Origin of the sequence: Paractinoplanes toevensis (assembly GCF_018332695.1) — a bacterium.
Taxonomy (GTDB): Bacteria; Actinomycetota; Actinomycetes; order Mycobacteriales; family Micromonosporaceae; genus Actinoplanes; species Actinoplanes toevensis.
Map to the genome: position 1 here is coordinate 32296 of NZ_BOQN01000145.1, position 24822 is coordinate 57117.

Annotated in this window: 22 protein-coding genes; 9 read left to right on the forward strand and 13 right to left on the reverse strand. The window is 71.1% G+C overall.

Annotated features, from left to right (window positions below):
• The first annotated feature begins 63 nt into the window (after nt 1-63).
• Nucleotides 64-945, forward strand: a complete 882-nt coding sequence (locus Ato02nite_RS46145; RefSeq protein ID WP_213013082.1) for a helix-turn-helix transcriptional regulator — start codon at nt 64-66, stop codon at nt 943-945.
• On the opposite strand, the gene Ato02nite_RS46150 is transcribed toward Ato02nite_RS46145, so the two are convergent.
• Nucleotides 875-2035: an MFS transporter gene (locus tag Ato02nite_RS46150; protein WP_213013083.1), complete on the reverse strand. Its 1161-nt coding sequence runs from the start codon at nt 2033-2035 to the stop codon at nt 875-877. The genes Ato02nite_RS46145 and Ato02nite_RS46150 overlap by 71 nt on opposite strands.
• Before the next feature lie 69 nt (nt 2036-2104).
• On the opposite strand from Ato02nite_RS46150, the gene Ato02nite_RS46155 reads away from it, so the two are divergent.
• The gene (locus Ato02nite_RS46155; RefSeq protein WP_213013084.1) at nt 2105-2308 is read left to right on the forward strand and encodes a hypothetical protein; all 204 of its coding nucleotides are present in this window, start codon (nt 2105-2107) and stop codon (nt 2306-2308) included.
• 73 nt (nt 2309-2381) lie between these two features.
• Here the strand turns inward: Ato02nite_RS46155 and Ato02nite_RS46160 are convergent, their stop codons facing one another.
• Together Ato02nite_RS46160 and glnA are read right to left on the reverse strand one after the other, a co-directional pair.
• Nucleotides 2382-2567 carry a hypothetical protein gene (locus tag Ato02nite_RS46160; RefSeq protein WP_213013085.1) on the reverse strand — a complete coding sequence of 62 codons (186 nt, stop codon included), beginning with the start codon at nt 2565-2567 and terminating at the stop codon, nt 2382-2384.
• Nucleotides 2568-3071: 504 nt separating this feature from the next.
• Complete coding sequence (gene glnA / locus Ato02nite_RS46165) at nt 3072-4496, reverse strand: type I glutamate--ammonia ligase (RefSeq protein WP_213013126.1); 1425 nt, start codon at nt 4494-4496, stop codon at nt 3072-3074.
• A 218-nt stretch (nt 4497-4714) separates the two neighbouring features.
• Between glnA and Ato02nite_RS46170 the strand changes: the two genes are divergently transcribed.
• A complete protein-coding gene (locus Ato02nite_RS46170; protein WP_213013086.1) occupies nt 4715-5116 on the forward strand; it encodes an RDD family protein in 402 nt (133 codons plus the stop codon).
• Between the two features lie 78 nt (nt 5117-5194).
• Here the strand turns inward: Ato02nite_RS46170 and Ato02nite_RS46175 are convergent, their stop codons facing one another.
• On the reverse strand, nt 5195-5887 hold the full coding sequence (locus Ato02nite_RS46175) for a DUF4191 domain-containing protein (RefSeq protein ID WP_213013087.1): 693 nt from the start codon (nt 5885-5887) through the stop codon (nt 5195-5197).
• Between the two features lie 152 nt (nt 5888-6039).
• Between Ato02nite_RS46175 and Ato02nite_RS46180 the strand changes: the two genes are divergently transcribed.
• Both Ato02nite_RS46180 and Ato02nite_RS46185 read left to right on the forward strand, forming a co-directional pair.
• Complete coding sequence (locus Ato02nite_RS46180; protein WP_213013088.1) at nt 6040-6195, forward strand: hypothetical protein; 156 nt, start codon at nt 6040-6042, stop codon at nt 6193-6195.
• A 44-nt stretch (nt 6196-6239) separates the two neighbouring features.
• Nucleotides 6240-9083 (forward strand): helix-turn-helix transcriptional regulator, encoded by a 2844-nt coding sequence (locus tag Ato02nite_RS46185; RefSeq protein WP_246608144.1) that lies wholly within the window; start codon nt 6240-6242, stop codon nt 9081-9083.
• Between the two features lie 201 nt (nt 9084-9284).
• Here Ato02nite_RS46185 and Ato02nite_RS52765 read toward each other — a convergent pair whose 3' ends face one another.
• A complete protein-coding gene (locus tag Ato02nite_RS52765; RefSeq protein WP_281419902.1) occupies nt 9285-10415 on the reverse strand; it encodes a hypothetical protein in 1131 nt (376 codons plus the stop codon).
• Nucleotides 10416-10812: 397 nt separating this feature from the next.
• A complete protein-coding gene (gene lipA, locus Ato02nite_RS46195; protein WP_213013127.1) occupies nt 10813-11709 on the reverse strand; it encodes a lipoyl synthase in 897 nt (298 codons plus the stop codon).
• A 380-nt stretch (nt 11710-12089) separates the two neighbouring features.
• Between lipA and aspS the strand changes: the two genes are divergently transcribed.
• Both aspS and Ato02nite_RS46205 read left to right on the forward strand, forming a co-directional pair.
• Entirely contained in the window at nt 12090-13346 is a 1257-nt protein-coding gene (aspS, locus tag Ato02nite_RS46200; protein ID WP_213013090.1) for an aspartate--tRNA(Asn) ligase, read from the forward strand.
• A gap of 35 nt (nt 13347-13381) precedes the next feature.
• On the forward strand, nt 13382-14602 hold the full coding sequence (locus Ato02nite_RS46205; RefSeq protein ID WP_213013091.1) for an outer membrane protein assembly factor BamB family protein: 1221 nt from the start codon (nt 13382-13384) through the stop codon (nt 14600-14602).
• Here the strand turns inward: Ato02nite_RS46205 and Ato02nite_RS46210 are convergent.
• The 6 genes from Ato02nite_RS46210 to lpdA form a co-directional block, all read right to left on the reverse strand.
• Complete coding sequence (locus tag Ato02nite_RS46210) at nt 14592-14756, reverse strand: peptide ABC transporter substrate-binding protein (RefSeq protein WP_213013092.1); 165 nt, start codon at nt 14754-14756, stop codon at nt 14592-14594. The genes Ato02nite_RS46205 and Ato02nite_RS46210 overlap by 11 nt on opposite strands.
• Entirely contained in the window at nt 14756-15391 is a 636-nt protein-coding gene (gene lipB / locus Ato02nite_RS46215; protein WP_213013093.1) for a lipoyl(octanoyl) transferase LipB, read from the reverse strand. The genes Ato02nite_RS46210 and lipB overlap by 1 nt, the downstream gene beginning before the upstream one ends.
• Nucleotides 15392-15413: 22 nt before the next feature.
• Nucleotides 15414-17282, reverse strand: coding sequence for a DUF6311 domain-containing protein (locus tag Ato02nite_RS46220; protein ID WP_213013094.1), 1869 nt, complete (start codon nt 17280-17282; stop codon nt 15414-15416).
• A 19-nt stretch (nt 17283-17301) separates the two neighbouring features.
• The gene (locus Ato02nite_RS46225) at nt 17302-18219 is read right to left on the reverse strand and encodes a TIGR01777 family oxidoreductase (protein WP_213013095.1); all 918 of its coding nucleotides are present in this window, start codon (nt 18217-18219) and stop codon (nt 17302-17304) included.
• 78 nt (nt 18220-18297) lie between these two features.
• On the reverse strand, nt 18298-20121 hold the full coding sequence (gene sucB, locus Ato02nite_RS46230; protein ID WP_213013096.1) for a 2-oxoglutarate dehydrogenase, E2 component, dihydrolipoamide succinyltransferase: 1824 nt from the start codon (nt 20119-20121) through the stop codon (nt 18298-18300).
• Between the two features lie 36 nt (nt 20122-20157).
• A complete protein-coding gene (gene lpdA / locus Ato02nite_RS46235) occupies nt 20158-21549 on the reverse strand; it encodes a dihydrolipoyl dehydrogenase (protein ID WP_213013097.1) in 1392 nt (463 codons plus the stop codon).
• A 164-nt stretch (nt 21550-21713) separates the two neighbouring features.
• On the opposite strand from lpdA, the gene Ato02nite_RS46240 reads away from it, so the two are divergent.
• Complete coding sequence (locus tag Ato02nite_RS46240; protein ID WP_213013098.1) at nt 21714-22034, forward strand: hypothetical protein; 321 nt, start codon at nt 21714-21716, stop codon at nt 22032-22034.
• Between the two features lie 10 nt (nt 22035-22044).
• Here the strand turns inward: Ato02nite_RS46240 and Ato02nite_RS46245 are convergent, their stop codons facing one another.
• Complete coding sequence (locus Ato02nite_RS46245; RefSeq protein WP_213013099.1) at nt 22045-23580, reverse strand: leucyl aminopeptidase; 1536 nt, start codon at nt 23578-23580, stop codon at nt 22045-22047.
• A gap of 137 nt (nt 23581-23717) precedes the next feature.
• On the opposite strand from Ato02nite_RS46245, the gene gcvT reads away from it, so the two are divergent.
• Nucleotides 23718-24821 carry a glycine cleavage system aminomethyltransferase GcvT gene (gene gcvT / locus Ato02nite_RS46250; RefSeq protein ID WP_213013100.1) on the forward strand — a complete coding sequence of 368 codons (1104 nt, stop codon included), beginning with the start codon at nt 23718-23720 and terminating at the stop codon, nt 24819-24821.
• The last annotated feature ends 1 nt before the right edge of the window (nt 24822 follow it).

A 24822-nucleotide genomic window follows, 5' to 3' on the forward strand; every position in this document is an offset into this window, starting at 1 on the left:
CCTGGGAACGGCATGCCCACCCAGCGCCTACGCGCGGCGCTGTGATTGGCGGACCATGTAGGTGTGAACCTCGGCGACTTCCTGCGCAAATGCCGGGCCGACCTGAGCCCGTCGGCGGCCGGCATCGACGATTACCAGCCCGGCCGGCGGGTCCGCGGGCTGCGCCGTGAGGAGGTGGCCCAGCTCGCCGGGGTGAGCGTCGACTACTACACCCGGCTGGAGCAGGGCCGGCACACCAGCCCGTCGGACGCCGTCGTCGACGCCCTGGCGAGGGTCTTCCAGCTCGACGCGGCCGGCCGTACCCATCTGGCGGATCTGGCCCGGCCCGCCCGGCGCCGGAAGTCCGCGGTGGCGGCCCAGCGGGTCCGCCCGGCGATGCGGCAGCTGATCGCCTCGATGACCGACCATCCGGCCCTGATCCTCGGCCGCCGCACCGACATCCTCGCGTCGAACGCCCTGGCCCGGGCCCTGATGACCGACTGGACGCGGCTGCCGCCCCGGAACCGCAACTACACCCGCTGGATCTTCCTCGACCCGGCCGCCCGGGAGACCTTCCTGGACTGGCGCACGGTGGCCGGGGAGGTGGTCGGCACGCTCCGCCTCTACGCGGGCCGCAACCCCGACGACGCCCAGCTCAACGAGCTGGTCGGCGAGCTGACCATCAAAAGCCCAGATTTCCGTACGTGGTGGAACGGTCACCAGGTGCACGAACGCACGAACGGCACCAAGCGCATGACGCACCCCGCCGTAGGCCCGATCACCGTGCGATACGAGGCCCTGTCCCTGCCCGGCGACGACGAGCAGGTGTTGTTCCTCTACCACGCCGACCCGGGCAGCCGCTCCGACGACAACCTGCGCCTGCTGTCGCTCCTGACTACCCAGCCTTTCGGCGCGGCTCGCTCAGCAGAATCAACAGAGCCACGGCGGTCAGCAGAGCGGCCGTGAGGAACGTGCTGCGCACGCCCGTGTGGTCCAGCAGCACGCTGCCGATCAGGGCGCCGGAGGCGATGCCGACGTTGAACATGGCCGAGAAGACCGCCGAGGCCATGTCGGTGCTGCCCGGGGCGACCTGCAGCACCCGGCTCTGAAAGGTCGCCGGGATCTGCGGCATCGCGAAACCCCACACGGCGACGCAGACCACCGTCGCGGCCTGGCCGGTGCCGAACAGGTAGAGAGCCAGCAAGGTCGCCGACAGGATCACCAGCGGGGCCAGCATGGCGGCGCGAGGCGCGCGGTCGGCGAGGGCACCGCCGGCGGCCACCCCACCCAGCCCGGCCAGACCGTAGACCAGCAACAGCGCGCTGACGGTAGCCGGCGCGAAGCCGCTGACCTCGGTGAGGAACGGCGAGATGTACGTGTACGCGGCGAACACGCCGGTGATCGCCACCGCCGTGGCCGCGACGATCGTCCAGTAGCGACGGGTGTCCGGGGCCGAGCCGGTGGCCGCGTGACCACCCTCCGGAGAGGACGTCGGCATCAGGAACGCGACCCCCGCCAGCGCCAGCAGGCCGAGCCCGGCGACGGCCAGGAACGCGGTACGCCAGCCGGCCTGCTGACCGAGCCAGGTCGCGGACGGTACGCCGAGGACCGAGGCCAGCGACCCACCACCGACAAGGGCGGCGGTCACCCGCCCACGAACCTGCGGCGAGAACAACGCGGCCGCGGCCGGCGGGGCGACCGCCCAGAACACGGCCTGCGCCAGCGCGGTGACCACCCGCCCGCCCAGCAGCACCCAGTAACCGCCGGCCACCGACACGCAGGTGGCCACGACGAAGACGGCGAGGAGACCGGAGACCAGCCGGCGGCGCGGAATCCGGCGGACCAGATGGGTGAGTGGCAGCGAGGCGACAGCCACGGTGAGCCCGTAGCCGGTGACGAGCAGCCCGGCCGTCGACTCGGAGACCCCGACGTCATCGGCGATCACCGAAAGCAGCCCGACCGGCAACATCTCCACCGTGAAGAACGAGAACCCGGCCAGCATCAGCGACCCCAGCGCGACCACGCTCCGCCGTCCCGCGGCCGTCTGGTTGATCACCCAGCCAGCCTAGGTCCCCGGCCTAGCCGTTTTCCGGTGCGCGCTACGCCCAGCTGCGAGGATGCGGACATGCGCGCACGAATCGACCATCGAGGTCTCTACGTCGACCTGATCCCGGACGACGACCAGCTACTCGGCCTGGTCCGGGCCGTCCGCGCAGCCGGCCTGGCCACCATGCAGATTGGGCAGACCACCGACGACAACGGCCTGGCGGTAAGCGTCCCGCTGCCCGAGGGAGCCTTCGCCGCGGCCACTTTCGCCGCGATGCTCTGACCGCCGGAGACGGTTGCCGCGCCCAGATGACCCGGTCCCCTCATCGTGTCTCCCTCATGCGGCCGGGCCGGCGCTACTGCTCGCGCTCGATCTCGTCCAAGACCCTCGCTACGAGCCGAGTCAACACGAGCGGGGTGGCGAGTACGAGGAGGGCGAGGCGTATCGGGTGCGACGGCGCTGCCAGGAACACGCCGAGCCCGATCGCAACGCCGACAACGGCGCTGGCCAGCTCTATTCGCTTCCGTCTCCGGACGATCATGGGGGAACCGTACGTGCGGGAGTCGAGCAGAGGAATCGGTTGTTCGCGTGGCAGCAGCGGACGTCCGGCCCTGCGCACGCCGTTGTCGAGTCGGGTGGGGTCAGCCGCAGTCCGTCGTGGATGCGGATAGCTACTTCGGTGGTGTCCAAGGCGTCGAGGACTCGGATGGCGAAGGTTTCGCTCATTCGTACGGTTGTTCACCCGGCGACCGGCCCGAACGCGGCGGTCGGAGCCGCACCACCTCTCGCGCACCCACCCAACCTGGCGCCGTTGCAGGTCTTGTGGACTTGAGGCTCTGTTCACACGGTGAGTCCACAAGATCGGGGGCGGGCCCGCCCGCAGCGGGCGCGCGGAGGGTAAGGCGCACCTACCGGGACCGCGTGCCACGGGACTGAGCCGGCCCGTACGGAAAAGGTGTGATCGAAAGCGCACCGAAGCTGGGAGACGCGAAACGGCGGCCACCTCGGCTGAGTGCCGAGGGTGACCGCCGTTTGCTACGTCAGGTCAGACGTTGTAGTACATCTCGAACTCGTGGGGGGTGGGGCGCAGGCGGACCGGGTCGATCTCGTTTACGCGCTTCCACTCGATCCACGTCTCGATCAGGTCGGGGGTGAAGACACCGCCGGCCGTCAGGAACTCGTGGTCGGCTTCCAGGGAGTTGAGCACGGCGTCGAGGGAGCCCGGGACCTGCTTTACGCTGCCCCACTCCTCCGGCGGCAGGTCGTACAGGTCCTTGTCGATCGGGGCCGGGGGCTCGATCTTGTTCTTGATGCCGTCGAGGCCGGCCATCAGCTGGGCGGCGAACGACAGGTACGGGTTGGACGACGGGTCCGGGACGCGGAACTCGACGCGCTTGGCCTTCGGGTTGCTTCCCGTCACCGGGATGCGGGTGCAGGCCGAGCGGTTGCGCTGGCTGTAGACCAGGTTGACCGGGGCCTCGTAGCCGGGGACCAGGCGGCGGTAGCTGTTGACCGTCGGGTTGGTGAAGGCCAGCAGGCTCGGGGCGTGGTGCAGCAGTCCACCGATGTACCAGCGCGCGGTGTCCGAAAGGCCGGCGTAGCCGGTCTCGTCGTAGAACAGCGGCTCGCCGTTCATCCACAAGCTCTGGTGGGTGTGCATGCCCGAGCCGTTGTCGCCGAAGAGCGGCTTCGGCATGAACGTCGCGGTCTTGCCGTGCTCCCAGGCAGTGTTCTTGATGATGTACTTGAACATCTGCATCTGGTCGCCGGCGTGCAGCAGGGTCGAGAACTTGTAGTTGATCTCGGCCTGGCCCGCGGTGCCGACCTCGTGGTGCGAGCGCTCGACGGTGAAGCCGGCGTCCAGCAGGCGGCGCACCATGGAGTCGCGCAGGTCGCTGTAGTGGTCCAGCGGCGCGACCGGGAAGTAGCCGCCCTTGTACGCGGTCTTGTAGCCGCGGTTGCCGCCCTCCTCCTCCTTGCCGGAGTTCCAGGCGCCCTCGATCGAGTCGATGTGGTAGAACGCCTCGTTCGCGGCGGTGGAGTGGCGGATCGAGTCGAAGATGTAGAACTCGGCCTCGGCACCGAAGTACGCGGTGTCGGCGATGCCGGAGGAGGCCAGGTAGGTCTCCGCCTTCTTCGCGACGTTGCGCGGGTCACGCGAGTAGGCCTCGCGCGTGAACGGGTCGTGGATGAAGAAGTTCAACGCCAGCGTCTTCTGCCCGCGGAACGGGTCGATGAAGGCGGTGTTGACGTCCGGCAGGAGCATCATGTCGGACTCGTGGATGGCCTGGAACCCGCGGATCGAGGATCCGTCGAAGGCGAGACCGTCGGTGACGACGCTGTCGTCGAACGACTCGACCGGCATGTTGAAGTGCTGCATGACGCCGGGCAGGTCACAGAACCGTACGTCGACGAATTTGACGTCCTCGTCCTTGAGGTATCGCAGGAGTTCCTCGGGATTGGCGAACAACACGTCCTCCTGGCACATGATTTCGATACCGGGGCGGCGTGGATCCGCCGCGTGGCTAGGCTGGTCGCGACGCTATGGGTACCGAGTTGCCCGGGCGTATCCCTATTGTTTCCGTCGTGTTACGGCGGCTGTGAGTAGGCCGCGACCACCGCGAGGCTATCGCGGCGGCGAGTGCCCGCGCGCCCCGTCGCCGAAACCGCCCCGGTTACGCTGACAGCATGGCAACGACCAGCGACAAGCCACCGGCCTCCGATCTGGCGCGGCCCGAGGTGGCCTCGTTCGGGCGGCGGTTCATCGGGCTGCTGATCGACTGGGCGGCCTGCTCGCTGGTCGCCAGCTTCCTGGTCGACGACCTGCGCACCAACCCATGGCCTCAGCTCGGGGTCTTCGTGCTGGCGCACGCCTTCTTCGTTGGCCTCTTCGGACAGACGCTGGGCATGGCGGTGGCCCGGATCCGGTGCGTCTCCATCGCGGACGGTGGCGCGATCGGGATCCCCCGGGCGCTGCTGCGCGGCGTGCTGCTGGCGCTGGTGATCCCCGCGGTGATCTCCGATGGGGACGGTCGTGGAGTGCACGACCGGGTAGCCGGGTCGGTCATGGTAGATCTCGGGCGCGGGTGATCCGGTCTTCTACCCAGCGGTGATTGTTGCGGTTGGGAGCGGCGCTGCCTCGTACGGAATCGGGGGGTTTTCCGTTTTTCAGCGTTGACGCTGTTGGCGGAAGGCGCCCTTCGAAGGCCGCATGTTCTTCGGGATCGCGCCCTTGGGCATCTGCGGACGGGCCATCAGGGCGCCGAGGCGCTTGTCGAGGGCGTTGACGTCCTTGCCGGTCATGTTGCGCGGCAGGCGCATCAACGTGGACCGCAGCTTGCGGATGGAGAGCTCTTTTTCGTCGGTGCCGATCACGAAGTCGTAGAGCGGGGCGTTGCCGATCACCTTCGACAGCCGCTTCTTCTCCTGGCCGAGCAGGCCGCGCACGCGCTGCGGGTTGCCCTCGCCGAGCAGGATGACGCCGGGGCGGCCGATCACCACGTGCACCATGTCGAACTGGGTGGTCGAGCTGGCGGCCGGGCGGACCCGCCAGTCACCGCGCATGTTCTCGATCAGGCTGGCGGCGGCGCCGGGCTGGCCCTCGGCCGCGTTCATCATCGCGGTGTTGGAGCGCAGGTTGAGCACGATCACGGCGGCGAGCAGCGTGACCATGACGCCGATCGGGATCCAGATGTAGCCACCGATCAGGAGAACGACGAGCACGGTGAGCGCGACCGGGATCAGAACCGCCGCGACCAGCAGCGGAATGAACCACTTGTCCTGCTTCGCCGTGAACGAGAACACCTGGCCGATCTGCTTCAGGCGCTCGCCGAACGACACCTTCTCCTGGGGTTTTGCCATAACCCGGAAGTGTAGTGGTGCGGCGGTACCTTACGCGGGCCGGGCGGTCCTTGTAAGGCGGGCCGGGGGCCAAGATGAGGAGGGTTCCCCATGTGGCCGGGGTGCCTTCGGGCGAAGAGTCGTCGTCAATGGCTCTTCGAAAGGTGCCCGCGATGTTTCCACTGTCCGACCCCTCCCTCCAGCTCGACCTCCACCGCCAGCGGGTGGCGGAGTTGATTCGTGAGGCCGGTGAGCACTCGCTCGCCCGCAACGCCGCGTCGGCCGGCCGGCATCGCCGCTTCCGCCGGCGACCGATTGCCACTCCATGAACGGGGGCCGATTCCTGTCGTACCCCCGTGACATGCTCGAACCCATGACAGCGCACGTGCACAGCGAGGTTCTGGTGGGCCGGGAGGCCGATCTCGCCGTGCTGCGCGATGCGCTGAAACGGGCACGCGGCGCTGAGCCGTCCACCCTGCTGGTGGGCGGCGAGGCGGGGGTCGGCAAGACCCGGCTGGTCGAGGAGTTCTGCCGCACCCTGACCGGCGATCAGGTCCGGGTGCTCACCGGGCAGTGCCTCGAGCTCGGCGAGGAGGGCCTGCCGTTCGCGCCGTTCTCGGCCGCGGTCCGGGCGCTGGTGCGCAGCGAGGGGCCGGCGGTTCTCGACGGCCGGGAGCGGGAGTTCGCCCGGTTGCTGCCCGAGCTGGGCCCGCCCGGCGACACCCGCCGTGGGCTGCTCTTCGAGTCGGTCGGCGCACTGTTCGAGCGGGTCGCCGCCGACCAGCCGATCGTCCTGGTCATCGAGGATCTGCACTGGGCCGACCGGGCCACCCGCGACCTCATCGGCTATCTGGCCCGGTCCGCCCGCGTGCCGCAGCTGCTGCTGATCGGCACCTACCGCACGGATGAATTGCAACGGGGGCATCCGCTGCGGCCGTTCCTGGCCGAGCTCGATCGGGTTCGTGGCGTGCAGCGGCACGAGCTCGACCGGCTCGACCGGGAGGGCACCGCCGAGCTGCTCACCCAGCTGCTCGGCGCCGAGCCCGGCCCGGGCACCGTCGACGCGGTCAACGAACGCGCCCAGGGCAACCCGTTCTTCATCGAGCAGTTCGCGGCGGCCGCCGACCCGGCCTGCGGCGACATCCCTACCAGCCTGCGTGACCTGCTGCTGTCCCGGGTCGACCTGCTGCCCGAGCCCGCCCAGCGGGTGCTGCGGGTCGCCGCGGTCGGCGGCACCCGGTTCGGCCACGAACTCCTCGCCCGGGTCGCCGGCGTCGACGAGGGCGCACTCGAGTCGGCGCTGCGCACGATCGTCGCGGCGCAGCTGATCGTGTTCGATCCCGACGGCGGCTACGAGTTCCGGCACGCGCTGGTCCGCGAGGCCGTGCACGACGACCTGCTGCCCGGCGAGCACGCCCGGTTGCACGGGCGCTACGCGGCGGCGATCGAGGCCGAGCCGCAGCTGGTGCCGGCCGGCCGGGCGCCCGCCGAGCTGGCCCACCACTGGCTCGCCGCCCGCGATCACCCAAGGGCACTGACGACGGCCAAGCTGGCTGCCGACGCCGCCGGCCGCTCTTTCGCGTACGGGGAACAGGCGCGCCTGCTCGAGCGGGTCCTCGAGTTGTGGGAGGACGTGCCGGAGGCCGAGTCCCTGCTCGGCATCGAGCACCTCGACCTGCTCGAGGAGGCGGCGGTGGTCGCGATCGACTCCGGCGACCACCATCGGGCGCTGTCGCTGACCCGGGCGGCGCTCGGCGACCTGGACGCCGCGGCATCGCCGTTGCGGGCGGCCCGGTTGCTGCTGCGTCGGGCCAAGCTGCTGCGTAACGCGGGCAAGAGCGACGGCGCCGCGGAGTGCGCGGAGGCCCACCGGCTGCTCGGCCTGGCGGCGCACGGTCCCGATCGGGTGCGGCTGCTGGCCGACCTGGCGTATGTCTACGCGAGCACCGACCCGGAGCGGGCCGGCGCGGTCGCGCGCGAGGCGCAGGCGGCCGCGGCCTCGGAGGCGTCGGCCGAGCTGCTGTCCGCGGTGGTGGCGGTCGCGGTGGCGCACGGCGACGTGTGTTCCGGGCGGCTGTCGCCGGCCGAGACGATACCGACCCTGATGGCGGCCGCCGACCGTGCCCGCGACGCCGGTGACGTCTCCGGTCTCACCCATGCGCTGGTCACGATCTCCGACGCGCTCTACGCCCTGGGCCGCTACGAGGAGTCCGCGTCGGCCGCCGCCGAGGGGGTGCCGCACGCCGACCGGGTCGGGGTCAGCCGCACCACCGGCGTGTTCCTGCGGGCCAACCACGCCGAGGCGCTGATCGCGCTGGGCCGGTGGGACGAGGCCGACGCCCGCCTCGCCGAGGCGGCCCGGCACGACCCGCCCGGGCGGCTCGCGCTGCCCTGGTTGCGGCAGCGGGCCTGGCTGCGGTTGGCCCGGGGGCAGGACGGCGCCGAGCCGCTGGTGCGGCAGGCGGCCATGTGGCTGGGCAAGGCCTATCTGCAGCCGGAGAACCGGCTCTACCTGCTCGATCTGTGCATCCTACAGGCGCTCGCGGTGGGTGACCTGGACACGGCGGTGTCGGTGGCCGCGGTGTCGGTGGCCGAGCCGTCCGTGTTCGAGCAGCCGCGATATTCGTGGCCGCTGCTGGCTTCGGTGGCCCGGGCCGCGGTGCGGTCCGGCGACTCGGCGCTGGCGGCGACGGTCGCGTCGGTGGCGTCGCGGTTGCGCTGCCGGCATCCGGCCGAACTGGCCTTCGCGGCTCTCGTGCGGGCGGTGCTCGACGGCGGGGAGGAGCGCTGGCGGGCTGCGGTGGACGCTTGGCGGGCTGATGGGCATCAGTATGAGCTGGCCCTCGCGCTGCTCGGTCTGGCCGAGGCCCAGGCCGCCGACCGTCCGGCCGCGGCGGAGACGCTCGGCGAGGTCAGCACCCTGGCCGACGCGCTCGGTGCCGGGCCGTTGCTGGAGGCCGCGGAGACCTTGGGGCGGCGGCTGGGGGTTCGGGCCGCGGTCGCGGCGGTGTCCGGCACGGAGGTGCTCACCGCGCGGGAGCGGGAAGTGCTGCGGCTGGTGGCGGAGGGGCAGAGCAACGGCCGGATCGCGGCGAGCCTGTACATCTCGCCCAAGACCGCGAGCGTCCATGTCTCACGGATCATCGCGAAGCTGTCGGTCGGCAACCGAACGGAAGCGGCGGCGGTCGCCCACCGGCTCGGCCTGCTCTCGGACTGAGCGGTTTCGGCGCTCCGGCTGCCGGGCTGTGCGGCGGGCCTGGGCTGCGCGGCGGGCCTGGGCTGCGCGGCGGGCCTGGGCTGCGCGGCGGGGCTGTGCTGCGGGCCTGAGCTGCGCGGCGGGGCTGAACCTGTGCGGCCGGCTGGGCTACGCGGCGGGCGGGATGTGCGGCTGGTCGGATCGGTTGGGCGTGTGCGTTGGTCAGGCGGGCTGGCGGTTCATGCGGACCAGCCAGGTGATGGCTGCGGCGCCTGTCGCGATCATCAGGAGGCCCATGATGATCGCGATGATGCTGGTCGTGCTCATGCCCCCGTCGGAAATGTCGGAAGAGTTGGCTGGAGTCAGGGCGGCGGGGTTGGTGGAGAAGGCCGGGTTGGGGGACTCGTAGGGGCTGGCCGAGGTCGACGCCGACGCCGAGGGAGAAGCCGGGGTTGTTGTTGCGGTGGCTGAGGGTGCCGGCTGGGTCGGGAGTGGGGCCGCGGTCGTGGGGGAGAGCGTCGGGGCGATGGCGGTGCAGTCGGCGGGGGCGCGCCAGGTTGCGATGTGGGTCGTGAAGCTGCTGTCTCGGATGGTCAGGGTGCTGCCCTTGGCCGGCTTCAGGGTGGTGGTTCCGCCGGGGGACAGGCGGATCCGGCGCGAACCGGTCAGGAAGACGGCCGTGGTCGTGCCGGTGTTGGACAGCCTTGCCGTGAAGGTGCCGTCGCAGGCGTTGGTGATGGCGACGGCCGGGCGGGCGGCGCAGGTGGTGGAGCCGCCGGTGTACCAGGCCAGCGGGCCCGCGGACCGGGACGACGCGCCCAGCTTGGCACTGCCGTAGAGGGCCTTCGGGCTGGTGGCCTCGGTCTGGACGGTGCCTCCGAAGAACGCCTCGACCTGGTTGTAGCAGGCGGGGACGCTGACCTTGAGGGTCACGCTGCGGTTCGTCGCGGTGATCGTGTCGCTGTCGCTGTCGTAGATGAACTGGCCGGATGCTGAGTTCGGGGCACCGGTCGTGTAGGAGGCCAGGGTGAACGTCTGGGTCTGGCCGGCGCAGAGCGGGCGGGTCGCGGTAATCGTCGTGGTGCCGGCCGCGCCGTTGAAACTGTGCCGGTAGGTGGCGGCGGCAACCGAGACACACGAGGTGGCGGCGGACACGGCGACCAGGCCGGCGACGGGGGCAGCGGCGGGAGCGCCCAAAACCGTGGCGGGTGCGGGGGCGGCCAGGATCGCGGCGGCGACGGCGGCCCGGACTGTGGCGGTGGCGGGGGCGGCGGCCAGACTCGCGGTGGGTGCGGCGACCAGGCCCAGTGTTGCGGTGGCCAGGCCGGACAGGACGAGCAGGAACCGACGCACGGTTGCGCCCCCAAAGTTGGTCGCCTGGGGGCGGTCTCACCACTGACTCACCGGGCCGTGTAACGGTGACCGAATGGAGCTCGGCCCGGGTCTGCATCTCCCCGTCGGGGCGATTTGCCCTGACTGATCAAGGTTAAGGCGGACAAATGGTCATCGCCAATGGCCGAAACGGCCAGGTCATGGTGGCTCCGGACACGCGATCTCCGCCGCTGGCCCCGGACACGGCGATCTCCCGGGCCGCTGGCCCTCAGCGCGAACGGATGCAGGAGAACCGGAACCGGCGGTGATGCCCGGGCGCGGCGATGCCCCCGGGCGCGGCGATGCCCCGGACACGGCGATGCCCCGGACACGGCGATGCCCCGGCCGGTGGGCCGGGGCATCGTGTAGGTAAGGGTGCTCAGCCGCGGGCTTCCAGCGCCTGGCGGTAGAGGCGCCCGGCGCGGTACGAGGAGCGGACCAGGGGGCCGCTCATCACGCCGGCGAAGCCGATCTGCTCGGCCTCCTCGCGGAGCTCGACGAACTCCTCCGGCTTCACCCAGCGCTCAACCGGGTGGTGGCGCGGGGTCGGGCGGAGGTACTGCGTGATGGTGATCAGCTCGCAGCCGGCGCCGTGCAGGTCGCGCAGGGCCTGGGAGATCTCCGCGCGCTCCTCGCCCATGCCGAGGATCAGGTTGCTCTTGGTGACCAGGCCGGCCGCTCGGGCCTGGGTGATCACGTCGAGGGAGCGCTCGTAGCGGAAGCCGGGGCGGATGCGCTTGAAGATGCGCGGGACGGTCTCGACGTTGTGGGCGAGCACCTCGGGTGCGGCGCCGAAGACCTCGGCCAGCTGGGTCGGGTCGGCGTTGAAGTCGGGGATCAGCAGTTCGACGCCGCAGCCGGGCTGGAGCTTGTGGATCTGGCGGACCGTCTCCGCGTAGAGCCAGGCGCCGCCGTCGGGCAGGTCGTCGCGGGCCACGCCGGTGACCGTCGCGTAGCGCAGGCCCATCGTGGCGACCGACTCGCCGACCCGGCGGGGCTCGTCGGCGTCGAACTCGGCCGGCTTACCGGTGTCGATCTGGCAGAAGTCGCAGCGGCGGGTGCACTGGTCGCCGCCGATCAGGAAGGTGGCCTCGCGGTCTTCCCAACACTCGTAGATGTTGGGGCAGCCTGCCTCCTGGCAGACCGTGTGCAGGCCTTCCTTCTGCACCAGGCCCCGCATCTGCGTGTATTCCGGGCCCATCTTGGCTTTGACCTTGATCCACGGAGGTTTCCGCTCGATGGGAGTTTCGGCGTTGCGCGCTTCGATGCGCAGCATGCGGCGGCCCTCGGGAGCAATAGTCACAGCCCCGAGATTACGCCTGAATAGGCCTCCGCCTAGACAGGGGCGACGAGGCTCACGTGGCAGTTGGTGTGACCGCGGTCACGAGTCCCGGGTTAATTAGCTTTCTCCCAGGAGACACGTGCTGTTAACGTCCGGCGACGGCAGTGACGGAACCGAGTAACGCCCCGAACCGCCGGCCGAGAGAGCCACCGCCCGCTGTGAAGGTGGCCCGTGCGCCGGGGCGTGAAGACACTCCCGAGCCGAGCACGACAAGAGGTGCTTCCCGCGAAGCACGAAGGTGTGGTGGCACCGCGAGGATCCCGCTCGCCCACACCTCCCTGGGGCCGCGTTGCAGACCCAGAGGAGGAAAAGCCATGCAACGCATCCTCTCCACCCAACTGGCCCAGCACGTCGGAAAGACCGTGACGGTCGCCGGCTGGGTCCATCGCCTCCGGCTGCTCAAGTCGGTGGCCTTCCTGATCGTCCGCGACGCCGAGGGATTGAGCCAGGTCGTCGTCAAGGAAGCGAAAATGCTGGGGACGCTCACCGAGGAGAGCGTCGTCGAGGTGAGCGCCACGGTCACCCGCAACGAGCAGGCACCGGGCGGGGTCGAGCTGACCGGACCGAGCATCCGGGTGCTCTCCGCGGTGGACGTACCGCTGCCGTTCGAACTGCATCGGCCCGCGCTGAGCGCGAGCCTGCCCACCCAGCTGGACCACGCGGCCTTGGCGTTGCGTCACCCGGTGCGACGCGCCGCACTCAAGGTCGCGGCCGCGGCAACAGCAGGCTTCCGTACGGCGTTGAGCGGGCAACGCTTCGTCGAGATCCAGACGCCGAAGATCGTCGGATCGTCCACCGAATCGGGCGCCGACGTTTTCGGTATCGACTACTTCGGACGCCCCGCCTACCTGGCGCAGTCGCCGCAGTTCTACAAGCAGTTGATGGTCGGGGTGTTCGAGCGGGTCTTCGAAGTGGGCCCGGTGTTCCGCGCCGAGCCCAGCGACACCGCCCGCCACCTGGCCCAGTACACGTCGCTGGACGCCGAGATGGGTTTCGTCGCCGACCACCGCGACGTGATGGCCGCCCTGACCCGCACGCTGAGCGTGATGATGGCGACCGTCGCGGCCCGCACCAGGGTGACCACCCCGAAGGTGCTGCCGGAGATCCCGGCGGTGTCGTTCACCGAGGCGCTGCGGATCGCCGGGGCGGCCGAGGGCGAGGAGGACCTGGCCCCGGCGCACGAGCGGGCGCTGGGCGAGTGGGCGCTGCGCGAGCACGACTCCGAATTTCTGTACGTGACCGGCTACCCGATGCGCAAGCGTCCGTTCTACACGCACCCGGACCCGGCTTCCCCGGCGTACTCAAACGGCTTTGACCTGCTTTTCCGGGGTTTGGAGATCGTGACCGGTGGTCAGCGGCTGCACCGGTACGACGACTACGTCGCGGCCCTGGCCGCGGCCGGCGAACCACTGGAGCCCTACCGCGGTTATCTGGACGGGTTCCGGTACGGGATGCCGCCGCACGGTGGGTGGGCGATCGGGCTGGAACGGTTCGTGGCCCGTCTGCTCGGCATCGCCAACGTGCGGGAGGCGACCGCGTTCCCGCGCGACCTGCACCGCGTCACGCCTTAACCGCAGTTTGACGCGGGATGGGATCGACTGACGGCGTGCTCATCGATCTCGATGCGATGCCGGCCCCGGCCCGTCCGCGACCGTGGCCGGTCCGACGGCTGCTGAAGCCCGCGGCGCTGGCGGCGCTGCTCCTGCTGGTCATCGGCGGAGCGGCGTCGCCGGCTCAGGCCCGGGTGATCGACAAGGTCGCCGACACCGGCGGCACGTCCGTCTCGACCCAGTTGCTCACGCCGGCCGCCCTCTACACGGCTCATCTGCGGGGCGGGGTGGACAGGAGTGTCGTCGAGGCCGTCCCGCTGGTCCCGGGCGGTCCCCGGTGGCAGGTGGCGATCACCGCGGACCAGCCCGGCCTGTCGATGAACGACGACGGGACGACGCTGATGGTGCGGCCGGGGCAGCAGGGGCCGATCACGTTCCTGGACGCGCGGACCGGGAAGGTGCGCTGGCGGATCGGGGACTTCGCGGCGGCGCATCTGCTCGGCGACCGGGTCGTCTACTGGGAGCCGGCCATCTCCGACGGGCCCGCCGCGGCCCTGGAACGGGTGCGGATGGCCGACGTCACCACCGGCCGGACGATCTGGGAGCGGTCCGGGCAGCCGATGGCTCTGGACGTGGACCGGCAGCGGCGGACGGTGCTGGCCGTCGACCAGGACGGGATCGCGGCGGTCTACGCCGCGGCCGACGGTCACGTCCTGGCGTCCGGCCGGGACCTGGGAGTCGATCCCTTCGAGTGGATGGTCCTGGAGGACCAGGGCATCAGCACCACCGAGATCATCGGGGACAACGTCTATGTGCACTCGGAGACGTTCGTGGCGGCGTTCCGGCTGCGGGACCTGAAGCCGCTGTGGCGCACTCCGGTCGCCGATCCCCAGGTGCTGGGTGGCTGCGGCGCTCTGGCCTGCGTCATCGGGCCGCGCGGGCTGACCGTGCTCGACCCGGCGACCGGCCGGATCCGCTGGAGCAGCCCGCGCTGGCGGTCGATCACATCGGAGGGTCTCGCGGTGGCGGGTGACTTCACCGCCGTACGGCTCGATCCGGCGACCGGGCAGGTCGTCACGGTGCTCGGCCGCGGCGAGGTGATCGGTGACCTGCTGATGCGGTACGACCGGGACCGCACCTGGGTGACCCGCCTGGCCGACGGGGAGATCATCGGCGTGCTGCCGCTGATCGGCCCGGCGGCGTGCGAGAGAGCCGGTCCCTACCTGGCCTGCGCGACGGCCGGCCAGACGGTGACGGTGTGGAACGTCAGACGATGACCGCGATGGTCACCGCCGCGACGATGGCCAGCGGGATGACCGTCATGCAGAGGAAGATGGTCCAGGCGATGGGATGGCCGAAGTTGAGCGCCACCCCGCCGCCCTTCTTGGGCACGAACACCCGCTTGTCGCGCGGATCGCGGTAGAGAGCCATCAGAGCAGCGTGGTCAGGTGCTTCTCGAGCACCGGCAGGACCTCGGCGACGGTGACCTCGCGACCCAGCTCGGCGCTGAGCGAGGTGACGCCCGCGTCGCGGATGCCGCAGGGGACGAACCGGTCGTACGCCGTCAGGTCGCAGTCGCAGTTCAGCGCGAAGCCGTGCTGGGTGACGCCGCGGGCGACCCGGATGCCGATCGCGGCGATCTTGCGGTCGGGACCGCGCTCGTCGGCCAGTACCCAAGCGCCGCTGCGGCCCGCGATCTCCGACCGGGCAGCGGTGACGCCGAACTCGGCGCACACGTCGATCAGCATCTGCTCGGTGCGCCGCACGTAGGCGACCACGTCGATCGGGTCGGGCAGGCGCAGGATCGGGTAACCGACCAGCTGGCCCGGCCCGTGCCAGGTGATCTTGCCGCCCCGGTCGACGTCGACGACCGGGGTGCCGTCGATCGGGCGGTCGGCCGGCTCGGTGCGCTTGCCGGCGGTGAAGACGCTGGGGTGCTCCAGCAGCAGAACGGTGTCGGGCTGGTCGCCCGCCACCACGGCGTCGTGCAGGCGGCGCTGCTCGTCCCAGGCCTCGCGGTAGTCGACCAGGCCGGGACGCAGCACGGTGAGCGTGGAGGTTGTCACGCGTCCCACCCTAACTCCGTCCTTACCGGTCGACCGGATCCGTCCCGGGCCTGATGCGCCACACCAGCACGTCGTCCACCCGCTCGGGCTCGCCGAGCAGGTCGGTCGCGACGATCTCCAGGGCCGCGCGGTACAGCGGACCGGTCGGACCGGTGACGGTCGGCGGCAGGAAGAGCGCGTCGATGCCCCAGTACTGCAGGTCGGCGCGGGCGTAGGCGCGGTCGGTGTTGGTCACCTGGGTGACGTGGCCGTAGAGGGCGGCCCGCAGGAACAGCCAGTCGGTGCGGCGCGGCACGGCACTGATCCGGCCCTTGCCCTCGGCCCCGTCGATGTCCGGGCCGAGGAAATAGCCGTCCGGGATCAGGAACTGCCGGCCACCCCGGGCCATCGTGTACGCCTGCCAGCGCTGCCCGTCGGCGGCCACGTTGATCGCGAACGGCAGGGCCGACAGAGTGCCGCCCTCGGGCACGTAGGTCTTCCAGGTGCCGTTCGCGATGAACGCCGGCTCGGGCGCCCGCGGGCCGTAGAGCAGGGGCAGCGGGAAGATCGGGACCAGCGCGAAGGCGAATGCCGCCGCGAACGCGGTCTGCGCCGGATGCGGCACCGAGGTGCGGTCCAGCAGGGTGTCGGCGGTCAGCGCCAGCACGATCCCGATCACCCCGACCAGCACCAGCGCGAACCGCAACGGCAGGGCCGAGTCGAACAACGGCAAGGACTGGATCAACGCGTACGGCAGGGGGATGTCGGTCTCGTTGCCGAGGAAGTTCAGGCGCGGGCCGAGCGACAGCAGCAGGAAGACCACGCCGACCACGGTCACCGCGCCCACGGTGACCCGGCGGCCGCCCTCGGCCCGCCGCCACAGCATGATCAGCGACGCGATGACCAGGATCATCAGCGGCAGACCGAAGAACGACGTCGCCTCGGTCGGGTTGGGTGCGAGGTCGCTGCCGAGGCCCGCCTTGGCCGCCAGGCTGCGCTCCGAGAACGAGAAGTACGACCCCAGGTCCTCGGCGTAGTGGCGCTGGTTGAAGCCGGTGCCCTTGAACGTCTGCGGGCCGGCGAAGTGCATGTGCAGCGGGTACGCCAGGATCGCGCCGGCCACCACCGCGGTCACCCCGAGCGCGGCCAGCACGGTGGGCAGCGCGGCCCGCGCCTCCGGCCAGGTGGTGCGGGACAGCGACCAGGTGATCAGGAAGACGCCGCCGGCCAGCGCGGTGAAGAACAGGCCCTCAGCGGCGAGCGTGAAGAAGGCGCCCAGCAGCACGCCCAGGACCAGGCCGTTGCGCAGCCAGCGGCCCTTCTCGCGCAGTTTCAGCAGCCACCACAGCACCACCGGGGCGATCCAGCCGGACGTCCAGTTCAGGTGGCCGTTGGCGTGCGAGACGAAACCGGGGGCGAAGCCGCAGAACAGCCCGGCGACCGCGGCCGACACCCGGCTGCGGACCAGCCAGCGGTTGAGGAACAGGTACCACACGAAGGCGGACCCGGCCAGGTTGAGCGTCAGGATCGTCACGAACGTGACCTGCGGGCCGGCCAGCACGGTCAGCGGAGCGAACAGGATCGCGTACACCGTGATCGAGGTGTTCGCCGCCAGGTTGACCCCGAGCGGCGTGTTCATCAGCGTGGTGAAGAACGGGTCGCCGCCGTCCCGCAGCAGGTGCACGCCGTAGGACAGCACCCACTCGAAGAACGCCTGGTCGCCCACGTTGACGGCGATCACGTTGTCGTACGGCTGCTGCCACAGGCCGTGGGTCACGTAGACCGCCATCGCCAGCGCGGCCACCGCGACGAACACGTGGAAACGCAACCGCCGCACCACCGTCCGCGCGGCAAACGGCGGCGGGGTGGGCTGTTCTTCTTCGGACGCGGAGGTGGGAGCTGCGACGGACATCACGCGCAGGTTAGCAAGCTCAGTTAGGAGCGACAGCCTCTCGCCCGACCGCGGCCCGCAGGGCACCCTCGATCTCGGGGTACGCCCACTGGAATCCGGCCCGCCGCAGCACGGCCGGGACCGCGCGCTGGCTCACCTGCAACTCCTCGGCGAGGCCGCCCAGCGCCAGGTCGAGCGCGAAACCGGGCACCGCGAGCAGGGCCGGGCGGTGCAGGGCCCGGGCGAACGCGCGGGTGAACTCGGCGTTGGTGCACTGCTCGGCGCTGACCATGTTGACCGGGCCGGCGATGTCGTCCCGGCCGAGGAGGAACTCGGCGGCGCCGAGCCAGTCGGTCAGGGCGATCCACGCCATCCACTGCTTGCCGCCGCCGAGCTTGGCCCCCGCGCCCAGCTTGAACGGGATCAGCAGCTGCTTGATCAGCTCACTCTCGCGGTCGACGACCGGGGCGGTGCGCAGCAGCACGACCCGGGTGCCGGCGTCCTCGGCCGGGCGGGCCGCGGCCTCCCAGACCCGGCACAGGTCGGCCAGGAAGGTCTTGCCGGCCGGGGCTTCCTCGCTGGTCGGGGTGTCGCCGGTGTCGCCGTACCAGCCGGCGCCGGAGGCCTGCAGCATGGTGCGCGGCCGGTCGGCCTCGGGCAGGTTGCTGATCGCGCGAGCCAGCGTGCCGGTCGAGTCGACCCGGCTCGACCGCAGCACGCTGCGGTAGTGGCCGGTCCAGCGCTTGTCGCCGATGTTCGCCCCGGCCAGGTTGATCACCACGTCGGTGCCGGCCACCACGGCTGGGTCGAGCTGGCCCTGGGACGGCTGCCAGGCGGCCTCGCCCGGGCCGGGATCGCGTTGCCGGACCAGCCGGGTGATCTCGTGGCCGGCGGCCACGAGCCGGTCGGCCAGGCGCGTGCCGAGGAAGCCGGAAGCGCCGGCCATGAGAATCCGCATGCTCACCATGATGCCCGGATTCGAACTCGTTCAAAACGAAGAAGGGGCGCCGAAGCGCCCCTTCTCACCGCTAAAAGATCACAGACCGAGTTCGTACTCGAACTGTCCGCCCTGCAGGCGCTCCTTCAGAGTCACCAGGAAGCGGGCGGCGTCGGCGCCGTCCACGATCCGGTGGTCGTAGCTGAGCGCCAGGTAGACCATCGAGCGCGGCACGATCAGCTCACCCAGGTTGGGGTCCTCGACGACCACGGCCCGCTTGACCACCGCGCCGGTGCCGAGGATGCCGACCTGCGGCTGGTTGATGATCGGCGTGTCGAACAGCGCGCCCCGGCTGCCGGTGTTGGTCAGGGTGAACGTGCCGCCCGAGATCTCGTCCGGGCCGATCCGGTTGTTCCGGGTGCGGTCCGCGACGTCGGCGATCCGCTTGGCCAGGCCGGCCAGGTTGAGGTCGCCGGCGTCCCGGATCACCGGGACGATCAGGCCCTTCGGGGTGTCCACCGCGACGCCCAGGTGCTCGGCGTCGTGGTAGGTGACCGTGCCGGCCTCCAGGTCGATCGACGAGTTGACCACCGGGTGCTGCTGCAGCGCCTCGACCGCGGCCAGGGCGAAGAACGGGTTGAAGGTGAGCTTCACCCCGTGCTTGGCCTGGAAGTCGGCCTTGGCCTTGTTGCGCAGCTGGGCGACCTTGGTGACGTCGACCTCGACGACCGTGGTGAGCTGCGCCGAGACCTGCAGCGACTCGACCATGCGGCGGGCGATGGTGGCCCGGGTGCGGGTCAGCTTCTCGGTGCGGCCACGCAGCGGGCTCGGCGACGGCTTGGCGGCCGCGGCCTTCGGGGCGGTGGCTGCGGCGGCCGGTGCGGCCGCGGCGGCCGGAGCCGGCTTGGCCTTGGCCGCCTCGGCGGCCTCGGCCGCGTCGAGCACGTCCTGCTTGCGGATGCGGCCACCCACGCCGGTGCCGGTCAGGGTGGACAGGTCCACGCCCTTGTCGGCGGCGAGCTTGCGCACCAGCGGGGTCAGGTAACCGGCGTCGCCGGCACCGTTGGCCTTGACCGACTCGGCGGCCGGCGCGGCCGGCTGAGCGGGGGTCGAAGGAGCCGACGGCGCGATATCCGGCGCCGGAGCCGACTCGATCTTCGGAGCTTCCGCCTGCGGAGCCGGCTTCGGGGCCTCGGCCTTGGGCTCCTCGGCCTTGGGCTCCTCGGCCTTGGGGGCCTCAGCCTGCGGCTTCGGGGCCGGCTCGGGGGCCGCGGCCGGGGCCGCGTCGGCGGAACCGATCACCGCGAGTACGGCGCCGACGTCGGCCGTCTCGTCCTCGGGCACCTTGATCTCGAGCAGCGTGCCGGCGACCGGCGACGGGATCTCGGTGTCGACCTTGTCGGTGGACACCTCGAGCAGCGGCTCGTCGGCCTCGACGGTCTCGCCGACCTGCTTGAGCCAGCGGGTGACGGTGCCCTCGGTGACGCTCTCGCCGAGCGCGGGCATCTTGACGTCGGTGCCCTCGCCGGAGGACGCCGAAGCGGTCTGCGGGGCCGGAGCCTCGGCCTCGACCGGCTTCTCCGTCGACGGGGTGGTCGGAGCGGGGGGCTCGGGCTCGGCCTCGGCCTCCGGCTCCGCCTGGGCCTGCGCGGCCGGAGCCGGCTCGGACGAACCCGCGTCCTCGCCGTCGCCGGAGATCACGGCGAGCTCGCTGCCGACGTCGGCCGTCTCGTCCTCACCGACGACGATGCGGGTGAGCACGCCCGCGGCCGGCGACGGGATCTCCGTGTCGACCTTGTCGGTGGAGACCTCGAGCAGCGGCTCGTCGGCCTCGACGCGCTCGCCCTCCTGCTTGAGCCAGCGAGTGACGGTGCCCTCGGTGACGCTCTCACCCAGCCGCGGCATGGTGACCGATACCGGCATGTCTTCGAACTCCTTCTACCGCGTCGTCTCTAAAGGTCAGCTGTGTGCGTGCAGGGGCTTGCCGGAGAGCGCGAGGAACGCCTCGCCGAGCGCCTCGTTCTGCGTCGGGTGGGCGTGCACCAGCTGGGCGACCTCTTCCGGGAAGGCCTCCCAGTTGTAGATGAGCTGGGCCTCGCCGACCTGCTCGCTCATCCGGGCGCCGATCATGTGCACGCCGAGGACCGGACCGTCCTTCTGACGCACCAGCTTGACGAAGCCCTGCGTCTTGAGGATCTGGCTCTTGCCGTTGCCGCCGAGGTTGTAGTTGTAGGTCTCGACGCTGTCGGCGCCGAACTTCTCCTTGGCCTTGGCCTCGGTCAGGCCCATCGAGGCGATCTCCGGGTCGCAGTAGGTGACCCGGGGGATGCCGGCCTCGTCGATGACCGGCGGGGTCAGCCCCGCGATCTCCTCGGCGACGAAGATGCCCTGCGCGAAGCCGCGGTGCGCGAGCTGGAGGCCGGGGACGATGTCGCCGACCGCGTAGATGTTGCCCACGCCGGTGTGCAGCCGCTCGTTGGTGATCACGAAGCCGCGCTCGAGCTTGACGCCCTGCTGCTCGTAGCCCAGGTTGGCGGTCGTCGGGCCACGGCCGACGGCGACCAGCATGACCTCGGCCTCGACCGTCTCGCCGCCCTGGATGGTGGCGCGCACGCCGTTCTCGGTCTTCTCGACCTTCTCGAACGGCTTGCCGACCTTGAAGTTGATCTTCCGCTTGCGGAACGAGCGCTCGAGCTGCTTCGAGATGTCCTCGTCCTCCAGGGCGACCAGCCGGGGGAGGGCCTCCAGGACGGTGACCTCGGCGCCCAGCGACTTCCACACGCTGGCGAACTCGACGCCGATCACGCCGCCGCCGAGCACGATCGCGGAGGACGGCACCCGGTCGAGCTTGAGGGCGTGCTCGCTGGTGATGACCCGCTTGCCGTCGACCTCGAGGCCGGGCAGCGAGCGCGAGTAGGAGCCGCTGGCCAGGATGATGTTGCGGCCGGTGTAGCGCTGACCGGCGACCTCGACCGTGTCCTTGGCGACGAGCTTGCCCTCGCCGGCCACCACGGTGATGTTCTTGTTGTGCGTGAGCAGGCCCTGCAGGCCCTTGTACAGGCGGGCGACGACACCGTCCTTGTACGAGTTCACCGCGGCCATGTCGATGCCCAGCAGCTCGGCCTTGATGCCGAACTGCTCGCTCTCGCGGGTCTGGTCGGCGATCTCGGCGGCGTGCAGCAGCGCCTTGGTCGGGATGCAGCCGCGGTGCAGGCAGGTGCCACCCAGCTCGGCCTTGTCGATCAGCGCTACGGAGAGGTCGAGCTCGGCGGCGCGCAGGGCGGCCGCGTAACCACCGCTGCCGGCGCCGAGGATGACGATGTCGAAGGTTCCGCCGTTCGGCTGGCTCACGTTGACTCCAGTGGTCGCATCGTCGCCATGTGGGTCACACAATGGAAACGGTCACAGTATGTCCAAGCCATCTTGTCACTTATGGAACCGATCGATGCAGTCAGGTGCCCACCGGCGTGCCCGCGCGTCGTACCCTTGCCGCAATTGACTGTGAGGAGCGGGCGGTGGCGTGGTTCCGGCGCGGCAGCAAGCCCGGTCGGGCGGCGGGGCGGCCGGTCGATCGTGCCGATCTTGAGTATTTGGCGGAGTTCGTCCGCACCCGGCGTGGCGTCGAGGCGTTCATCGAGCCGCGCACGACCGTGACCGAGACCACGGTGTTGCTCGTGGCACACGACGGCGAGTGGACCCGCCGGCGCACCGAGTCCCCGGAGATCGCCCGCCGGTGGGCGCACGGGCTGTCGGTGCCGATCTACGACGTACGCCTGCTGGGTTACCCGCAGCGCATGCGCGACTACAACGAGCGGCAGAAACACCGCCCGTTGTAGGTCGGGCAGCCTAGGCCAGATCGTCGATCGCCTGCAGGAACGTACGGATCGGCACGCCGGTGCCGCCCTTGGTCCAGTAACCGGTGGCCTCACCGGCGTGGTAACCCGGCCCGGCGATGTCGACGTGCGCCCACTCAACGCCCTCGGCCACGAACTCGCGCAGGAACACGCCGCCCTGCAGCATGTGCCCGGCCCGGTCGAGGTTCGAGTTGGTCTGGCAGATGTCGGCGATGTCGGACTCCATGCCCTTGCGCACCTCTTCCGGCAACGGCATCGGCCAGGCCGGCTCGCCGACCTTGTCACCGGCCGCCCGGACCAGCTCGGTGGCCGGGCCGGAACCCATCAGGCCGGCGATCCGCTTGCCCAGCGCGATCACCTGCCCGCCGGTGAGCGTGGACGCCTCGAGCACGTAGTCGGTGCCGTCCGCGCAGGCCCGGGCGATCGCGTCGCCGAGCACCATGCGCCCCTCGGCGTCGGTGTTGAACACCTCGACCCGCTTGCCGTTGAACATGGTGATCACGTCACCCGGCCGGTACGCCGAGCCGGACGGCATGTTCTCCGCCATCGCGAGGTAGCCGCTGACCGCCACGCCCGGCTTGAGCGCGGCGACCGCCAGCATCGCCGCACCGATCGCAGCCGCGCCGGCCATGTCCGACTTCATCTCCCACATGCCGGCGCTCGGCTTGATGCTGATGCCGCCGGTGTCGAACGTGATGCCCTTGCCGACCAGCGCGACCCGCTTCGGCGACTCGACCCCCTCGGGCGTGTAGCTGAGCTTCACCAGCCGCGGCGGCGCCTCCGAGCCCTGGCCGACCGCGACGATCCCGCCGTACCCCCCGGCCTTCAGCTCGTCGAAGTCGAGCACCTCGACCTCGAGGCCGGAACCCTGCGCGGCGGCCACCACGGCGTCGGCGAACGACGGCGGGCGCAGCTCGTTGGGCGGCATGTTGACCCAGTCGCGGGCCAGCCGCACCGAACGGGCCACCACCTCGGCCCGGGTCACCTCGGCCTGCGCCGCCTCGTCGGCCGCGTCCGGCACGTGCACCTGGAGCTGGGCGACCGGGTCGCGGCGGTTCGGCTGCGGCTTGGTCTTGTAGCCGGCGAACTTGTAGCCGCCGAGCAGCGCGCCCTCCAGGATGGCCCGCAGCACGCCGGGCGCGTCCTCGTCGTCGGGCAGCGGCAGGGCCAGCGCCACCGTCGCGCTGCCGGCCAGCGCGCGCACCGCCGCACCCGTGCCGCGGCGCAGTTTCTCCAGCTCGGGGGCGGAGCCGGACGGCTCGTCGCCGAGCCCGACCGCGACGATCAGCGGCGCCGCGATCGTGCCGAGCGTGGCCAGCTTGGTCACCTCGCCCGGTGCGCCGCTCGCGCCGAGCAGCGCCAGCGTCGAGGTCAGCTTGCCGTCGAACGCGGCGGCGATGCTCTCGGCGCCGGCCGCAGGGAGCAGGGCTCCGCCGTCGTCGGGCTGGCTGTGCAGGCCGATGACGATGGCATCGACGGCCAATTCGGCCGGGTCGGTGTCGACCAGGGCGAGGCTGGGCTGGCTCACGGGCTCTCCGGGACTTCGGGGCCGGCACCCTCTTGGGGCGCGCCGGCTGGTCGGTGGATTCCCCGGTGCGATGGCTCCGGGTGAAGGGCGTCCCCGCGACAATAACGACTCCCAAGGTCACGGGTAAGTTGACTCTCATGTCTGCCGACGCCGCCGATGCCCTTTTCCGTTCGCCGCTGCACGAGCGCCACGTCGCGCTGGGTGCGAAGCTCGCCGCCTTCGGCGGCTGGGAGATGCCCTTGGAGTACGCCGGGGGAGGCGTCCTGAAGGAGCACGCCGCCGTGCGCGGGGCGGCCGGGGTGTTCGACGTCTCGCACCTCGGAAAGTCGCGTGTGCGGGGGGCCGGCGCGGCCGCGTTCGTGAACTCCTGCCTCAGCAACGACCTCGGCCGCATCCAGCCCGGCCAGGCGCAGTACACGCTGTGCTGCGACGAGACCGGCGGCGTCGTCGACGACCTGATCGCCTACCTGTTCGCCGACGACCACGTCTTCCTGATCCCGAACGCGGCGAACACCGCCGAGGTCGTCCGCCGGCTCACCGCGGCGGCGCCGGCCGGCGTCACGGTCACCGACGAGCACCGGGACTACGCGGTGCTGGCCGTGCAGGGCCCGTCCTCGGCCGAGGTGCTCGGCAAGCTGGGCCTGCCGACCGGGCACGACTACATGTCGTTCGACCTGGCCACGCTGGGCACCGCCGAGCTGATCGTCTGCCGCACCGGCTACACCGGCGAGCACGGCTACGAACTGGTGGTGCCGTGGGACGACGCGACCGCGGTGTGGGACGCGATCGTCGGCGCCGGGGTGCAGCCGTGCGGGCTGGGCGCGCGCGACACGCTGCGCACCGAGATGGGATACCCGCTGCACGGCCAGGACCTCTCCCTCGACATCAGCCCCGTGCAGGCCCGCTCCGGCTGGGCGGTGGGCTGGTCGAAGCCCGAGTTCTGGGGCCGCGAGGCTCTCCTCGCGGAGAAAACCCAGGGTCCGCGGCGCCTTCTGCGAGGCTTGGAACTGACCGGCCGCGGGATCCCCCGCGGTCACATGCGGGTGTACGCCGGTGAGCAGCCGATCGGCGAGACGACCAGCGGCACCTTCTCGCCGACGAAGAAGGTCGGCATCGCGCTGGCCCTCATCGACACGGCGGCCGGCATCGCCGACGGTGACCTGGTCCAGATCGACATCCGCGGCCGGAAGATCGAGGCCAAGGTGGTCAAGCCGCCGTTCGTGCAGCCGTCGGTGCGGTGAG

Excerpts from the sequence above, each read along its gene's own strand:
- Ato02nite_RS46175 (WP_213013087.1), bottom strand. The coding sequence starts at position 5,887 with ATGGCAAAACCCCAGGAGAAGGTGTCGTTCGGCGAGCGCCTGAAGCAG.
- Ato02nite_RS46170 (WP_213013086.1), top strand. The coding sequence starts at position 4,715 with ATGGCAACGACCAGCGACAAGCCACCGGCCTCCGATCTGGCGCGGCCC.
- Ato02nite_RS46225 (WP_213013095.1), bottom strand. The coding sequence starts at position 18,219 with ATGCGGATTCTCATGGCCGGCGCTTCCGGCTTCCTCGGCACGCGCCTG.
- Ato02nite_RS46210 (WP_213013092.1), bottom strand. The coding sequence starts at position 14,756 with ATGGCTCTCTACCGCGATCCGCGCGACAAGCGGGTGTTCGTGCCCAAG.
- aspS (WP_213013090.1), top strand. The coding sequence starts at position 12,090 with ATGCAACGCATCCTCTCCACCCAACTGGCCCAGCACGTCGGAAAGACC.
- Ato02nite_RS46220 (WP_213013094.1), bottom strand. The coding sequence starts at position 17,282 with ATGTCCGTCGCAGCTCCCACCTCCGCGTCCGAAGAAGAACAGCCCACC.
- sucB (WP_213013096.1), bottom strand. The coding sequence starts at position 20,121 with ATGCCGGTATCGGTCACCATGCCGCGGCTGGGTGAGAGCGTCACCGAG.
- Ato02nite_RS46155 (WP_213013084.1), top strand. The coding sequence starts at position 2,105 with ATGCGCGCACGAATCGACCATCGAGGTCTCTACGTCGACCTGATCCCG.
- lipA (WP_213013127.1), bottom strand. The coding sequence starts at position 11,709 with ATGCTGCGCATCGAAGCGCGCAACGCCGAAACTCCCATCGAGCGGAAA.
- Ato02nite_RS46160 (WP_213013085.1), bottom strand. The coding sequence starts at position 2,567 with ATGATCGTCCGGAGACGGAAGCGAATAGAGCTGGCCAGCGCCGTTGTC.
- Ato02nite_RS46185 (WP_246608144.1), top strand. The coding sequence starts at position 6,240 with ATGACAGCGCACGTGCACAGCGAGGTTCTGGTGGGCCGGGAGGCCGAT.
- Ato02nite_RS46180 (WP_213013088.1), top strand. The coding sequence starts at position 6,040 with ATGTTTCCACTGTCCGACCCCTCCCTCCAGCTCGACCTCCACCGCCAG.
- gcvT (WP_213013100.1), top strand. The coding sequence starts at position 23,718 with ATGTCTGCCGACGCCGCCGATGCCCTTTTCCGTTCGCCGCTGCACGAG.